The organism is Kitasatospora cinereorecta (assembly GCF_024172095.1).
GTDB classification, from domain to species: domain Bacteria; phylum Actinomycetota; class Actinomycetes; order Streptomycetales; family Streptomycetaceae; genus Kitasatospora; species Kitasatospora cinereorecta.
In genome coordinates this window covers 899,168-914,489 of record NZ_JAMZDX010000003.1, presented here as the reverse complement: position 1 = coordinate 914,489, position 15,322 = coordinate 899,168, and the positions used below count along the sequence as shown (strand labels likewise).

11 protein-coding genes are annotated in these 15,322 nt (G+C 71.8%); all 11 read right to left on the bottom strand.

Features of this window, described 5'->3' with window-relative positions; translation table 11 throughout:
* Nucleotides 1–49 precede the first annotated feature (49 nt).
* Nucleotides 50–2,776, bottom strand: a complete 2,727-nt coding sequence (locus FHR36_RS17605) for a right-handed parallel beta-helix repeat-containing protein (RefSeq protein WP_253798245.1) — start codon at nt 2,774–2,776, stop codon at nt 50–52.
* A 106-nt stretch (nt 2,777–2,882) separates the two neighbouring features.
* Nucleotides 2,883–4,082 (bottom strand): rod shape-determining protein RodA, encoded by a 1,200-nt coding sequence (rodA, locus tag FHR36_RS17600; RefSeq protein ID WP_253798242.1) that lies wholly within the window; start codon nt 4,080–4,082, stop codon nt 2,883–2,885.
* A complete protein-coding gene (gene mrdA / locus FHR36_RS17595) occupies nt 4,079–6,304 on the bottom strand; it encodes a penicillin-binding protein 2 (protein ID WP_253798239.1) in 2,226 nt (741 codons plus the stop codon). Before mrdA ends, rodA begins: the two co-directional genes overlap by 4 nt.
* 18 nt (nt 6,305–6,322) lie before the next feature.
* A complete protein-coding gene (mreD, locus tag FHR36_RS17590) occupies nt 6,323–6,970 on the bottom strand; it encodes a rod shape-determining protein MreD (protein WP_253798236.1) in 648 nt (215 codons plus the stop codon).
* Nucleotides 6,971–6,972: 2 nt separating this feature from the next.
* Nucleotides 6,973–7,893 carry a rod shape-determining protein MreC gene (gene mreC, locus FHR36_RS17585; RefSeq protein WP_253798233.1) on the bottom strand — a complete coding sequence of 307 codons (921 nt, stop codon included), beginning with the start codon at nt 7,891–7,893 and terminating at the stop codon, nt 6,973–6,975.
* A 47-nt stretch (nt 7,894–7,940) separates the two neighbouring features.
* A complete protein-coding gene (locus FHR36_RS17580; protein WP_301330395.1) occupies nt 7,941–8,966 on the bottom strand; it encodes a rod shape-determining protein in 1,026 nt (341 codons plus the stop codon).
* 386 nt (nt 8,967–9,352) lie between these two features.
* Nucleotides 9,353–9,766, bottom strand: a complete 414-nt coding sequence (gene ndk, locus FHR36_RS17575; RefSeq protein ID WP_253798228.1) for a nucleoside-diphosphate kinase — start codon at nt 9,764–9,766, stop codon at nt 9,353–9,355.
* Between the two features lie 76 nt (nt 9,767–9,842).
* Nucleotides 9,843–10,181 (bottom strand): DUF4233 domain-containing protein, encoded by a 339-nt coding sequence (locus FHR36_RS17570; RefSeq protein WP_253798226.1) that lies wholly within the window; start codon nt 10,179–10,181, stop codon nt 9,843–9,845.
* Between the two features lie 3 nt (nt 10,182–10,184).
* On the bottom strand, nt 10,185–11,546 hold the full coding sequence (gene folC, locus FHR36_RS17565) for a bifunctional tetrahydrofolate synthase/dihydrofolate synthase (RefSeq protein WP_253799384.1): 1,362 nt from the start codon (nt 11,544–11,546) through the stop codon (nt 10,185–10,187).
* Nucleotides 11,547–11,746: 200 nt separating this feature from the next.
* A complete protein-coding gene (locus tag FHR36_RS17560) occupies nt 11,747–14,542 on the bottom strand; it encodes a penicillin acylase family protein (RefSeq protein WP_253798224.1) in 2,796 nt (931 codons plus the stop codon).
* A 124-nt stretch (nt 14,543–14,666) separates the two neighbouring features.
* Nucleotides 14,667–15,191 carry a hypothetical protein gene (locus FHR36_RS17555; RefSeq protein WP_253798222.1) on the bottom strand — a complete coding sequence of 175 codons (525 nt, stop codon included), beginning with the start codon at nt 15,189–15,191 and terminating at the stop codon, nt 14,667–14,669.
* Nucleotides 15,192–15,322 lie beyond the last annotated feature (131 nt).

The window sequence follows — 15,322 nt, the reverse complement described above, 5'->3', positions numbered from 1 at the left end:
GTCGGGGCGGCCCGGTCCCCGGGTGGGGCCGGGCCGCTCGGGCGGTGCGTCAGCCGATGCCGGCGGCGGCGATGGCGCCGACCGGCGGGGTGTTGCCGGCCGCGTCGGGGACGGTCACCTCGGCCCAGCTCGACCACTGGCCGCGGGTGTAGTCGCCGTTGGCGTTGTAGACGCGGCCGAGGTACACGCCGTACAGGCGGAGGCTGTTGCCGGTCGACGCGGCGGCGACGTCGGAGAAGCCGGTCAGACCGCTGGCCGCGGAGATGTTGCCCCAGCCGGTCCAGTACCCGGCGGCGTAGTCGCCGGTCGTCTCGTACGCCACGCCGTTCGCCAGCACCACGACGTGGAACCGCGAGCCCGGGGTCGTGGCGCCGGCGAGCTGCGTGATGCCGGTCGGGCCGCCGTACGCCGCGGTGACGTCGCCGGCCGACCAGGTGCCCCGGTCGTAGTTGCCGTCCGCGACCCGCACGTGCTTGTCGGCGCCCAGCGTCGCCACGTGCAGCGAGTTGCCGGTGGTCCCGGCGGCGATGCTCGTGACACCACCCGGCAGACCGACCGCCGCGGTGATGTCGCCCCACTTGCTCCAGGTGCCCGAGTCGTGGCTGCCCGACGCCTCGTACACCCGGCCGTTGGCCAGGGCCACCACATGGGTCCGGTTCCCGATCGAGGCGGCCGCCACCCGGGTCACGCCGGGCAGGTCGCCCGCGCCGGCGGCGCCGGTCACCTCGGCCCAGTCGAACCAGAAGCCCCGGTCGACGTAGCCCATGCCACCCGAACGGGTCGTCCCGAGGTTGCGGTCGACGGAGAGGATCCGGCCGTCCACCACCGCGAAGGTCCGCAGGTACTCGTCACCGGTGGTGGTCGTGGCGAGGGAGGACGGGCGGGCGGGCGCCTGCGGGGCGCTCGGCCCGTTCAGCGGCATGGCGTCGAAGGTGTCCCACTGCCCGAGGGTGTAGTTGGCGCCGGTGTTCATCAGGGTGTCGCCGGCCCGGGTGACCAGCTGGACCCGTTCGCCGGGCAGCAGCGCCATGTGATCGGTGTCGTACCTGACGACCACCTGCTTGTCCGTGGTGACCACGTGGCCGACCCGGTCGTGCGCGGTCATCGTGACGGTGTAGGTGCCCGGCTGCGGGAAGCGGTACGTGATGGTCCCGTTCGACTGCGGCGTCCGGGGCGGGTTGCCGTCGTGGAAGTCGACGGTGGTCGAGGCGCCGCCCCACGGCGACTCCGCGGTCGGGGCGAATTCGAACAGCCCGCCCCCGTCCAGCTGGCGGGCCGTGAGGTCGGCGGTGAGTTGGCCCGGCGCGTTGGCCACGGCGAACCGGGGTTCCGGCGTGACCCGGGCGCCCGCCGCGGTGCTGATGACGACCAGCACCCGGTGGACGCCGGTCGTGGTGTAGGTGTGGCTGACCTCGGGGCTGGTGGAGACCACGGGCGCGGTGCCGTCGCCGAAGTCGAAGGTGTAGCTGATCGGGGAGCCGAAGCTGTCGTGGGCCTGGGCGACCGCCTTGACGGTGAGCGGGACGGGCCCCGGGGTGTCGGTGAGGTCGAGCCAGCCCTGGAGGCCGGTGTGCTCGTAGGCGCCGCGGTCGCGCACGCCGCCGCCGCCCGGCGCGGTGCCGGCGACCGCGGGGTCGTCCACCGCCTTCGAGCCGTAGAGGTCGGTCCCGGTGCCCGGGGCGGCCGGGTCGGCGGAGTCGACGACGGCGGCCAGGGTGGCCGGGTCGGCGGTGTCGAGCGTGTGGAACGGCCAGGCGGACCCCTCGCCGAAGGCGACGTCGACGTCGGTGTCGTGGGCGCCCTGCCCGGTCGCGGCCTTCAGGGCGGCGGCGGTCCGGTGGGCGGTGCCGGCCCAGCGGTAGCCGACGGCGTCCGCCCAGGGGTGGACGGTGTTGTAGTCGACCGTGCTGCCGGCGGTGGAGGCGGCCGAGACCGAGATCTCCGCCTCGCCCCGGTGGGCGGCGTCGCACCAGGACGGGTAGTTCTTCGTGGCGGCCGGGTGGTCGGCGGAGATCACGTTGTTCTCGACCACGGCGCCCGGCGAGGCGCCGTCGATCAGCACGCTCTCCAGGCAGGAGTAGAGGATCGTGTTGTCGGTGACCGCGGTACCCGGGGCGTCCTTGACGGTGACGGCCGCGGTCCTGGTCCGGCTGAGGTCGTTGGCCGTGATCAGGGTGTCGTGTACTCCGGGGTCGACCGCCACGCCGTAGGTGTCCGGGAACACGCTCCGGCTGACCGTCACGTGGTCGCTCGCGCCGGAGATCCGGACGTCGGCGGTGCCGTGGCTGCTCTGGAACCAGTTCTGATCGACCGTGATCCGGGAGGAGTCCGTGATCACGACCGGGTTGGTCTTGGCGTAGTGGCGCAGGCCCCGGATCACCACGTCGTGCACGTGGGACAGTACGAAGCTGCCGCCCTCGGGCCCGGCGCCGGGCTGCAGCACCGGCATGGCGGTGGCGTCCTTGGTGATCGGCCCGCCGAGGAAGGTGATCGGCTGGTCCGGGGTGCCGGACCGGGTGAGGTGCACCTCGTCCTCGAAGTAGGAGCCCGGTGCGATCAGGACGGTCTGGCCCGGCTGGACGACCGCGGCGGCTGCGCCGACGCTGCAGAACGGCTGGGCGAGCGTTCCGGAGCCGCCGTCGGAGCAGTGGGCCGACTCGGACTTGTCGACGTAGAGCGTGGTGGCGGCAGCCGCCGAGGCGGTGGCGGGAAGCCCGACGGCGGCGACGGCCGTGGCCACCGCCGCCGTGAGGACGAGGGACTGACGCAGACGCACGGTAAAGAACCCCCCTGGTGTGGATCAAGAACACCCCAAGAGTGGCACCCGTACCATCGTCCGGTCGAGTGGGTTGCCGGAAGTCGCCGGTCCGTTCGACCGGGCGTCAGGTCCCTATCGGCCGCTGGGAACGGACCGACTGGAGCAGCCCGATGGCGATCCACACCGCGAACATCGAGGAGCCGCCGTAGGAGACGAACGGCAGCGGGATGCCCGCGACGGGCATGATGCCGAGGTTCATGCCGATGTTCTCGAACGCCTGGAAGGCGAACCAGGCGACCACGCCCGCGGCCAGTACCGTGCCGTACAGGTCGGTGGCCTGGCGCGCTATCCGGCAGGCGCGCCACAGGATGACGCCGAGCAGGCCGATCAGGACGATCCCGCCGACGAAGCCGAGCTCCTCGCCGGCCACGCTGAAGACGAAGTCGGTCTGCTGCTCGGGGACGAACTGGCCGGTGGTCTGGGTGCCGTGGAAGAGCCCCATGCCGGTCAGTCCGCCGGAGCCGATGGCGATCCGGGCCTGCGCCGTGTTGTAGCCGACGCCGGCTGGGTCGAGCGCCGGGTTGGCGAAGGCGGCGAACCGGTCGATCTGGTACTTGCTGAGGATGCCCAGCTGCCAGATGGCGATCGCGCCGGCCGCGCCGGTGGCGAGCAGGCCGAACACCCAGCGGTTGGCGGCGCCGGAGGCGAGCAGGATGCCCATCACGGTGACCGCCATGACCATCACCGAGCCGAGGTCCGGCATCAGCATGACGACGCCCATCGGGACGGCCGCCACCACGAGCGCCTGCAGCACGCTGCGCGAGGAGGGGAACTCCCGCTCGCCGGCGTCCACCCGGGCGGAGAGCACCACGGCCATGCCCATCACGATCGCCAGCTTGGCGAACTCCGCCGGCTGGAGGGAGAAGCCGCCGCCGAACTGGATCCAGGAGTGGGCGCCGTTGATGGTCGAGCCGAGCGGGCTGAGCACCGCCATCAGCATCAGCAGCACCGCGATGTAGACGAACGGCACCGCGGTGCGCAGCCGCCGTGTCCCTATCAGGACGGTGACCGCGCACAGGCCGACGCCGATCACCAGGTTGGTGAGGTGCCGGTAGAGGAAGTACTGCGGGTCGCCGTGGGTCAGCGCGTCGCGGCCGCGGGTGGCCGACCAGACCAGCATCGAGCTGCCCAGCGAGAGGCCGAGCGCGCAGAGGATCATGATCCAGTCGAGTCGGCGCAGCGGCGAGTCCTTGGCCAGGGCCCTGGCGAAGGAGTTGCGCCGGGGCGAGAGCCGGACCGGCCGGTACGAGCCGTACGAGGTCATGCCCGGCCCCTTCCCTGGGTTCCGCGGACGGGTTCGAGGGCGGCGAGTGCCACGGTGAGCGGCTGCTGCGCGCCGGCGGGCTGGACCGGGTCCAGGAACGCGCGGGTGCCCTCGTAGGAGACCGGCTTGATGATCGCGGTGCCGTCCGGGTTGAACTTGGGCAGGTCGGCCTGCGGCTTGGGCAGCAGCGCCTTGGTGTTGTCGATCGCGCCCTTGTCGTCGACGCCGTAGAGCGCCTGGTAGATGCGGCGGACCGCGTCACCGGAACCGCCGGAGCCGGTGCCGCCCTGGCTGATCGTCATCACGACCGCGTAGTCGCTGCTGTAGGTGGTCAGCCAGGAGGTCGTCTGCTTGCCGGCGACCTCGGCGGTGCCGGTCTTGGCGTGCAGCTCGATCTGCTTCTGCGGCCAGCCGGCGCCGGTGAACTTCCAGGCGGCGGTGCCGCGCTCGACGACGCCCGCGGTGGCCTCGTTGATGTACTGCAGCAGCTTGCCGTCGGCGGGGAGCTTGCCGTCCTCGTGCGGGGCGATGTCGCGGACCAGGGTGCCGTCCGGGCTGACGACCGCCTTGCCGATGGTCGGGCGGTAGAGGGTGCCGCCGTTGGCCAGGGCCGAGTAGATCCGGGCCATCTGCAGCGGGGTGACCAGGGTGTCGCCCTGGCCGATCGCGAAGTTGACCGAGTCACCGGCGCGCATCACGTTGCCGTCGACGCAGTTCTCGCGGGCGATCTCGTCGGCGTACTCGTGGCCGCCCTTGGCCGCCTGGGCGCACCAGGAGTCCTTGTTGGCGTCGTAGAAGGACTGCTTCCACTGCCGGTCCGGCACCCGGCCGGTGACCTCGCCGGGCAGGTCGACGCCGGTCTTGGTACCGAGGCCGAACTGGTGGGCGGTCTTGAAGAACCAGTCCTGCGGGTTCTTCGGCTTGATGCCGCCGTCCTTCATCCACTGGTCGTAGGCCAGGCCGTAGAAGACCGTGTCGCAGGAGATCTCCAGGGCACGCTCCAGCGAGATGTCGCCGAAGCTCTCGCTCTCGAAGTTCTTGAACTCACGGCCGCCGATGGTCAGCGACTGCGGGCACGGGTAGTGCCCGTCGAGCGAGTACCCGGCCTGGACGGCCGCGGTGGTGGAGATCACCTTGAAGGTGGAGCCGGGGGCCGACTGACCCTGTATGGCCCGGTTGATCAGCGGGTAGTTGGAGTCCTTGCCGGTCAGCTTCTGGTAGTCGTTGGCCGAGATGCCGCCGACCCAGAGGTTGGGGTCGAAGGTCGGGGCGCTGGCCATGGCGATGATCCGGCCGGTGTGCACGTCCATGACGACGGCGGCGCCGGAGTCGGCCTCGTAGTTCTTGTTGGTCTCCTTGTCGAAGGTCTTGCGGGCGTCGGCCATGGCCTGGGCGAGCTGGTCCTCGACCGCCTTCTGCACCCGGGCGTCGATCGAGGTGATCAGGTTGTTGCCGGGCTGCGCGGGGGTGTTGCCGGCGCTGCCGATGACCCGGCCGAGGTTGTCCACCTCCAGCCGGTCGACGCCGGTGGTGCCGCGCAGGTCGTCGTCGTAGACGGACTCCAGGCCGGCCCGGCCGATCTGGTCGGAGGGCAGCCGCCGGTCGCGGCCGGTCTTGTCGGCGGTCTTCTGGACCTCGTCGTCGGTGACCGGGGAGAGGTAGCCGAGCACCTGCGCGGCGCTGGCGCCCTCGGCGCCGGTGTAGCGGCGCAGGGCGGTGGCCTGCGCGGTGACGCCGGGGAAGTCCTCGCGGCGTTCCATTATCTGCATCGCCTGCTGGGTGGTGGCCTGCTGCGTGACCGGGATCGGCTGGTACGGGGAGCCGTTCCAGCACGGCTGCGGGGTCTTCGCGTCGCAGAGCCGGACCTTGTCCTGGACGTCCTTGGCGGGCAGGCCGAGCACGTCGGCGAGCCGGGCCAGCACGGCCTTGCCGTGGTCCTTCTGCTGGAGCAGCGAGGTGCGGCTGACCGAGACCACCAGCTTGGTCTCGTTGCCGGCCAGGATCCGCCCGGAGGCGTCCAGGATCTCGCCGCGGACCGCGGGTTCGACCACTTCGCGGATGTGGTTGCCTTCCGCCTTGGCGGTGTACTGGCTACCGGTGCGGATCTGGAGGTACCACAGCCGTCCGCCGAGGGTGGCGAGCAGCGACAGGACCAGGACCTGCAGGACGACCACGCGGATCGTCACCCGCTGGGTGCGGCCGGTCTCGGGGATGTTGGTCATCGGTGCGACTTCTCCCGGTCAGGGCCGCTTGGCGAGGCCGAGCAGACGCTTCTTCTTGCCGTACACGGGCATCGACGAAACCTCGCGGGTGGTCTTGTAGCGGCTCAGCGAGCCGAGCCCGGAGCCGCCGTCGGCGCCGCGCGGGGACTCCTCGATCACCCGGTCGCCGTCCAGCCGGCGGGCCAGCAGCATCACCGCGGGCACCACGAACGGGGCCAGCAGCACGTCGTACACCAGGGCGGAGAAGACCAGGCCGGTGATGCCGACGTGCCGGGCGGCGGTGTCGCCGACCAGGGCGCCCACGCTCGCGTACAGCAGGGTGGAGACCACCGCGGCGCCGGCCACCACGACCAGGGCGCTGACCGCCGAGCGCTGCCGGCCGCCGTCGGGGCGGAGCAGGCCGACGGCGTAGCCCATCAGGCAGAGCACCAGGGCGTAGCGGCCGATGGCGTGGTCGGAGGGCGGGGCGAGGTCGGCGAGCAGACCGCCGGCGAAGCCGACCAGGCAGCCGCCGGTGGGGCCGTACACCAGGGCGAGGCCGACCACGACGAGCAGCAGCAGGTCGGGGGTGGCGCCGGGCAGCTGGAGCCGGCCGAGCACGCTGACCTGGAGCACCAGGGCGACCAGCAGCAGGCCGGCCGGAAGCAGGATGCGGCTGAGACGCACGGTCAGTTCCCCCCGGCGGGCGTGGTGGGCGGTACGGCGGCGGCCGTCGTCGTGTTGGCGGCGGGCGCGGCCGGCAGGACGGCGTCGCGCGGGTCGGTGCGCGGCGGGACGACCACCACGCCGACCAGGTCGAGCCGGGTGAACTGGACGAACGGCTCGACCTGGACGGTCTTGGTCAGCTGGCCCGGGGTCGCCTCGACCTCGACCACCTTGCCCACCGGCACGCCGGGGACGAAGGGGCGGCCGCTCTGCGAGCCGAAGGTGACCAGCCGGTCGCCGTTCTTGACCTGGGCGCGGCCGTTGAGCAGCTGGATCCGCATCGGGCTGGTGCCCTGGCCGGCGGCGAAGCCGATCTCGCCGCTGCCCTCCAGCCGGACGCCGGCGGTGAAGCCGGGGTCGGAGGCGAGCAGCACGGTGGCGGTGGTCGGGGCGACGGTGGTGATCCGGCCGACCAGGCCCTGACCGTTGATCACGGTCATGTCCCGGGTCAGGCCGTCGTCGCTGCCGGCGTCGATGGTGATGGTCCAGGAGAAGCCCTGGGCGGCGCCGATGGCGATGACCTGGGCCGCCTTGACGGTGTATCCGCCGGAGCCGGCGGTGCGCAGCAGGTCGTCCAGCTGCTTGGTGCGTGCGGCGGCGGTGTCCGAGGAGGCCAGCCGCTGGCGCAGGTCGGTGTTCTCACGGGTGATCTGGTCAAGGCGCTGCTGGTGGGTGCCGGCGTCGCGGATCGCCCGGATGTACCCGGCGACCGGGTCGACGGCGCCGGCCGCCCCCTTCTCCACCGGCCCCAGCACCCCCGCCGCCGCCCGGCGGGCGCCGTTCAGCGGCGAGGACTCACCGCCCTTGATGTCGACGGTGATCAGCGCGAAGGCGACGGCGACCAGCAGGATGAGCAGTAGTCGGCTCTCTCGGGTGTCCCTCACGGTGCTGGAGCTGCCCCTTCGTACGGTGACTTGTTCAGTTGAGCGGCTTAACGACGCGGTTGGGCGTCGAGTACCTGCTGGAGCGCCTCGAACTCCTCGACGCACTTGCCGGAGCCGAGCGCGACCGAGTCAAGCGGGTTCTCCGCGATGTGGATCGGCATGCCGGTCTCCCGGCGCAGGCGCTCGTCCAGGCCGCGCAGCAGGGCGCCGCCGCCGGTGAGCACGATGCCGCGGTCCATCACGTCGCCCGCGAGCTCCGGCGGGCACTGGTCGAGGGTGGTCTTCACCGCGTCGATGATCGAGTTGACCGGCTCGTCGATCGCCTCGCGCACCTCGGCGGCGGAGATGACCACGGTCTTGGGCAGACCGGAGACCAGGTCGCGGCCGCGGATCTCGGCGTGCTCGTCCTTCTCGCCCTCCAGCGCGAAGGCGGAGCCGATCGACATCTTGATCTGCTCGGCGGAGCGCTCGCCCAGCAGCAGGCTGTACTCCTTCTTGATGTGCTGGACGATCGCGTTGTCCAGCTCGTCGCCCGCGACCCGCAGGGACTGGGCGGTGACGATCCCTCCGAGCGAGATCACCGCGACCTCGGTGGTGCCGCCGCCGATGTCGACCACCATGTTGCCGGTGGGCTCGTGGACCGGCAGGCCCGCACCGATCGCCGCCGCCATCGGCTCCTCGATGATGTGCACCTGGCGCGCGCCGGCCTGGGCGCTGGCCTCGATCACGGCACGGCGCTCCACCCCGGTGATGCCGGACGGCACGCAGACCACGACCCGCGGGCGGGCCAGGTAGCGGCGGCGGTGGATCTTCAGGATGAAGTAGCGGAGCATCCGCTCGGTGATCTCGAAGTCGGCGATCACGCCGTCCTTGAGCGGCCGGATGGCGACGATGTTGCCCGGCGTGCGGCCGATCATCTTCTTCGCCTCGGCGCCGACCGCCAGGATGCCGCCGGTGTTGGTGTTCACCGCGACGACGGACGGCTCGTTCAGGACGATCCCCTTGCCCCTGACGTACACCAGCGTGTTCGCGGTGCCGAGGTCGATCGCCAGGTCCCGGCCGATGAACGACAGGTTGTTCGCCATGGGATGTGGAGTGCCTTCCCGGGTTCGGAGCAATGGCGGGGAGCGGGCCGGCCGCGCGAGCCCGTGCGAGGGCTGACTGCGGCTGAGCTGCCGCACCGGGCCCGTAAGTTGGGGTCCATCGTAGCCACGCCGGTCAGCGGGAGCGGCGGGTACGGCATGCTGCCCATTGTCCGTGCGCGGAGCGGCTTCTCGTGGCATTGGACGCCGTGTCGGGCGGCCGGGTTCCGTGATTTGACGATCAAACGCTCAGTTGGGCGAAAGGCTACCCAGGGGCGCGAGGAACTGCGCGACCAGCCCCCCGCTGACCGGGGTGCACGGTCGGGCGCGCAGTTCCTTTCGCGCCTGCGGCGGCTAGGCGTCGCGCCTGGTGGTGACTAGGCGTGGGCCGGGAAGAAGATCTTGATCTCGCGCTCGGCCGACTCCGGGGAGTCCGAGGCGTGGATCAGGTTCTCGCGGGTGATCGTGGCGTAGTCGCCGCGGATCGTGCCCGCACCCGCCTGCAGCGGGTCGGTGGCGCCGGCCAGCGCACGGATGCCGGGGACGACGTTCTCACCCTCGACGATCAGCGCGATCGACGGGCCGGAGGTCATGAACTCCAGCAGCGGCTCGTAGAACGGCCGGCCGACGTGCTCGGCGTAGTGCTGCTCCAGCGTCGCGCGGTCGAAGGTGCGCAGCTCCATGGCCGCGAACCGCCAGCCCGCCTTGCGCTCGATCCGGCTGATGATCTCGCCGGCCAGGCCTCGCTTGACGGCGTCGGGCTTGAGCAGGACGAGAGTGCGCTGGGACACGGTGCGGCTCCTGAGGATTCGGTCGGACGTGGTGTATACCGCAGACACTACCTCGGGTGAGCAGCGGGAATGTGAACTAGGCGGGCTGCGCGGCGGCCCGTTCGGCCTTGATCGTGTCGATCTTCCGGCCGTAGTGCACCGAGCACCACCACAGGCCGGTGAAGATCACGCCGAACGCGTACATGGTCGGCAGCACGAGGCCGCTGGCCAGGATGCCGATCTGCAGCGCCCAGCCGACCCAGACCGCGCCGGGGCGGGTGATGACCCCGCACAGCAGCACGCAGAGCAGCATGGCCAGTCCGCTCACCAACCAGATGGTCCCGGCGCCGACGTCGGTCAGCTTCATCGCCACCAGACCGGCGAACATGATCAGCAGGGCCTCGCCGATCAGCGTCGAGGAGCAGAGGGTGCGCATCGGTTACTTCCTTCCGAACAGCAGGCGCGCCTCGCCCACCGTGATGACCGAACCGGTGACCAGGACGCCGGCGCCGCCGAGGTCCTCCTCCTCGGCGAGGGTGATCGCCGCCTCGATCGCGTCGTCCAGCCGCGGCTCGACCTGCACACGATCCTCACCGAAGATCTCCACGGCCAGCGCGGCCAGCCGGTCCACCGGCATCGCGCGGTGGGTGGAGTTCTGGGTGACGACGACCTCGGCGAGGACCGGCTCGAACGCCTCCAGCAGTCCGGAGACGTCCTTGTCGCCGCTGGTCGCGATCACGCCGACCAGCTTGGTGAAGCCGAACGCCTCACCGAGCGCGCTGACCGCGGCCTCGGCGCCGTGCGGGTTGTGCGCGGCGTCCAGGATGACGGTGGGGCTGCGCCGCACCACCTCCAGACGGCCCGGCGAGGAGACTCCGGAGAACGCCCGGCGCACCTTCTCCTCGTCCAGGGCGCCGCCGGCCGAGCCGCCGACGCCGAAGAACGCCTCGACGGCGGTCAGCGCCAGGGCCGCGTTGTGCGCCTGGTACGCGCCGTGCAGCGGGATGAACACGTCCTCGTACTCGTGCCCGCCCAGCCCGCGCAGGGTGACCAGCTGCCCGCCGACCGCGACCTCGCGGCGGATCACGCCGAACTCCATGCCCTCGCGCGCCACCGTGGCGTCCATCTCGACGGCGCGGCGCAGGATCGACTCGGCCGCGTCCAGCGGCTGCTGGGCCACCACGGCGAGCGCGCCCTGCTTGATGATCCCGGACTTCTCCACCGCGATCAGGCCGGTGGTCTCGCCGAGCTTGTCGGTGTGGTCCAGGCCGACCGGGGTGATCACCGCGACGGAGGCGTCGATGACGTTGGTGGCGTCCCACGAGCCGCCCATGCCGACCTCGACCACCGCGACGTCCACCGGCGCGTCGGCGAAGCAGGCGTACGCCATGCCGGTGAGCACCTCGAAGAAGGACATCGGGATCGGCTGCCCCGCGTCCACCATCTGCACGTACGGCTCGATCTCGCGGTACGTCTCGACGAACCGCTCGGCGCTGATCGGCGCGCCGTCCAGGCTGATCCGCTCGGTGACGGACTCCACGTGCGGGCTGGTGTAGCGGCCGGTGCGCAGTTCGAACGCGCCGAGCAGCTGCTCCACCATGCGGGCGGTGGACGTCTTGCCGTTGGTGCCGGTGATGTGGATCGAGGGGTACGAGTTCTGCGGCTGGCCGAGGATGTCCATCAGGGCCCGGATCCGGTCGAGCGAGGGCTCGAGCTTGTTCTCCGGCCAGCGCTTGGACAGCTCCACCTCGACGGCGCGCAGCTCGGCGTCGGGGCCCTCGTCGGACTCGCCGGGGCGGATGGTGTACGGGTTCTGCTCGGCCTTGTCGCTCACGCAGCAAGTCTAAGGACTCCCCGGGGGCACTCCGGACAGGGGCGCGTGAACCCAGGGGCGCGAGGAACTGCGCGACCGGCCATGCACTCAGGTCGAGTGTGGCTGGCCGCGCAGTTCTCCCCCAGCCTTCGGCCGGGAGGTGCCCCCACGCGCCCCTGGTGGTGCCCCTAGCGGTGGGTGGGGAACTGGACGACCTGCTGGTAGGTAGGGCGGTTCTGCCAGGTGGACTTGGGGTCGGTGACGCCGCCGAGGGGGCGCTGGATGATGGTGTCGGCGCACCACTGGTCGCCGGCGGCGCAGTCGCCGTCGCCGGGGTAGACCTGGGCGGGCGTTCGGGCGAGCGCCTGGCGGAGGGTGTCGAGCAGGACGGTGCGGCAGGCGGAGAGGTCGCCGCCTCCGCAGTAGGGGCGGGCGAGCGGTCCGGCGACGGGGTCGCCGAGGACGCCCCGCAGGTCCTTGTCGAGATAGCTCCACCAGCCGTACTGGAAGGCGGAGCCCTTGTGCGGGATGGACTCGTTGGCGCTGGAGGTGCCGCTGGTGGCGCCGGTCTGCCCGCCGGACGGGGATTCGTTGATCTGCAGGGCGCCGGTCAGCGCGCCGAAGAGCGGGTCGCCGAGGCCGGGGCGGAAGACGCCGTCGGCGAGCAGCGGCCACCAGGCGTCCATGGTGCGGATCGCGTCGGCGTCGGCGTAGCGGTGGCTGCCGGCGCTGGTCTCCCGGCGCTGGGTGCCGTCGCCGCGCCAGGTCTGGAGCTTCTGGACGGCGGCGGCGAGCGCCGGGTCGGTGACGGGTGCGCCGGTGATGACCCGGAGCAGGTCGGGGAGGACGTCCTCGCCGCGCAGGTCGGTGAGGGCGGCGCTCTCCATGGCCTGGGTGAGCGAGACCCGGCTGACCTTGGTGCCGCTGCGGACCAGGGCCTTCACCCGGTCGTCGAGCAGGTTGCCGCGGTGGACGGAGCCGTTGCCGAAGCCGGCGGCGGCGTAGTCGTCGGCCTGCTTGTTGTTCCAGGAGATGTAGTAGTCCTGGTCGACGGACTGCGGGTGCTCGGCCGGCGGGGTGTACCGGGCGGTGTTGGTGGCAGGGTCGAAGTCGCGCCACTCGTAGGCGGGTTCGGCGCTGATCGGCAGTCCGGGGTCGACCCCGGCGGCGCGGACGGGGTTGCTGCCGGAGTTGTAGTAGGCGATGTGGGCGGAGTCGGCGTAGAACCAGTTGAAGGTGTAGTTGATGTTCTGGCCGGCCTGCTGGAAGCTCGCCGGGTCGTGGACGGCGCCGGGGTCGTTGAGCATCTGGAAGCCGATGATGGAGTCGGCCTCGTGCCGGTAGCTGGAGCGCAGCGAGGTGAAGGCGACGGGTTTGCCGCCGACGGTGCCGCGCGCGGTGACCAGGCCGTAGTCGGAGCGGTACATCACCAGGGTGTAGGAGCCGGCGGCGGTGGAGTCGGCGGTGGTGGGGGCCCAGGAGTTCTTGCGTTCCAGGCGGTCCAGCGGGAGGCACTGGCCGTGCCAGAGGTAGGAGTTGCTGGCGAGGGTCACCGGTGAGCCGTCGGTGGTGCAGAGCGGGACGGCGTAGGTGTCGGTGATGTCCTGGCCGGCGGAGGTGGCGCTCCAGGCGTAGTCCTGGCCGCGGCCGAGCTGGACGTAGAAGCTGAGCCCGGCGAACGCGGCGCCGCGGGCGCTGATGCCGGGGCCCTGGATCTCCTCGAGCAGCAGGAGTTGCGGGGCGAAGTAGCCGGTCTGCGGGCCGAAGACGGCGACCGGGTGGCCGTCGTCGGTGTAGCGGCCGGAGACCAGCAGGGCGTTGGACATGCCGTGCTTGGCGGTCAGCAGGTTGCCGGGCAGCACGCCGGGGGCGCCCGCGGCGGCGGTGGCGGCGGTCTGGGAGCCGGTGCCGGTGGCGTCGTAGATCATCCGTTCGGGGACCACCGAGCCGGGGTCCGGCATGGCGGTGCCGACCGGCTGGGCGGGCGGTTCGGCGTACGGGAAGCTCTGGCCGTCGTGCAGGGTCTGGACGGCCTCCGGGTCGTCGGCCTCCCGGAGCGACTGCCAGACGGCGTCGCCCGCCTCGGTGCCGTAGCGGGCCTCGGCGGCCTGCTTCACCTGGGCGGAGGCGAGTTCGCCGCCGCCGCCGGCGCCGAACAGGGCGCCGACCACCGAGGCGAGGGCGACCAGGTCGGTCAGCTTGAAGGGGTCGATCCCGCCGGCGTTGGTGATCGGGTCGATGTGCCCGGTGAGGTCGTACTCGCCGGGGAAGGTCCGGCTGTTGTAGGCCTCGCGGATGTACTGGTTGATGCCGTCCAGGTAGGCGTTTGCGTCGGCGAGCGCCTGCCGGGCCCGGTCGCCCTGGCTCGCGATGGCGTCGATCTGGGTCTGGAGTTCCTGCTCGGTGTAGGGCGCGGCCTGCCAGAAGCTCTGCTCCAGTTGCCGGTTGGCGGCGGCGCCGCCGGCGAAGCCGGAGAGTTGGCCGCGGCCGACGTGCCGGAACAGGTCCATCACCCAGAGCCGGTCCTGCGCGGCGGCGTAGCCGGCGCCGAACTCGGTGCCGTAGCGGGTGGTGCCGGCGATGTGGGGGACGCCGGTGGCCTTGTCGCGGACGATGGTGACGTCGGTGCGCGGCTTGCTGGTGGAGGCCACCTGGTCGGCCGGGACGCCGAACGAGGCGTCGTTGAAGAAGGAGCGCAACTGGCTGTCGGTCAGCCCGGGGTACGCGGCGGCGAGGCCCTCGTACGGCCCGAGTTGGTCGGCGGTGTGGGCGGGCCGGGTGCCGAAGGCCCGGTTGCCCAGGATGTCCATCAGGGTGGCGTTGCCGTTCTCGCCGGGCGGCAGGACGTCGAGGCAGCGGCCGGCGCAGTAGTCCTGGCCGGTGGCGGCCGCCGCGGGGGTGGGGGCGGCGACCGGTCCGGCGGCGAGGAGGGCGGTCACCAGGGCGGCGACCGGAAGCTTGAGCAGGTGGCGGCGTGGGGGCATACCAGCTCCTCCGTCGAAGCTACGGGAGTCGACGGTAGGACGGTTGCTGACAGATTGCCTAGTAGCGTGCATGCCATTTCCGGGCCAAGGAACGGCACCCGCCGGAACGGGACCTGATCGCACGTCAGGGCTGGCGGGCCTCCGGCACCTGGTTGCGCCGGCCGTGGTGACGACGGCGCAGCTCGGCGGCGATCTCCTCGGCCTCGCCCTCCGGCAGCAGCGGCAGCATCATCGCCACCGCCTGCAGCAGCCCGCCGAGCAGGTACGTGGTGTCCGCGGTGCCGGCCACCAGGGCTCGGACGGCGGCGACGTCGCCGTCGCCCACCGCCTCGACCAGCCGGGCGGCGCCGGCCATCTCCTCGTCGACTGCGACCGCGCCGGTGTCGGTGGGCGCCCTGCGGGCCAGGGCGCGCAGCACCCGGTCGCCGATCTCGGGCGCGTAGGCCTTGCGGACCGACTCGGCGGCGATCCACACCAGCAGGGTGGTCACCTCGCGTTCGGCGTGTTCGGCGAGCAGTCGGTCCAGCTCGTGGTCGAAGGCGAGCTGGTTTCCGTGCCGGAATGCGAGCAGCAGGGTCGCCGCCCGGGACTTGGCCGCGTCGACCTCTTCCGTCGGCAGTTCGTCGTCCAACTCCTCGGTCGCCATCATCCGCGCACCCTCCCGTCAGTGACACCGCCCGAATGGGGAACGTCTGCCCACCGTACACATCCGAACTCCGAAGTCACCGAACGCGCGCATAAACGTCCCGGACAATGCCAACCGGAATACCGCCGAGTGGG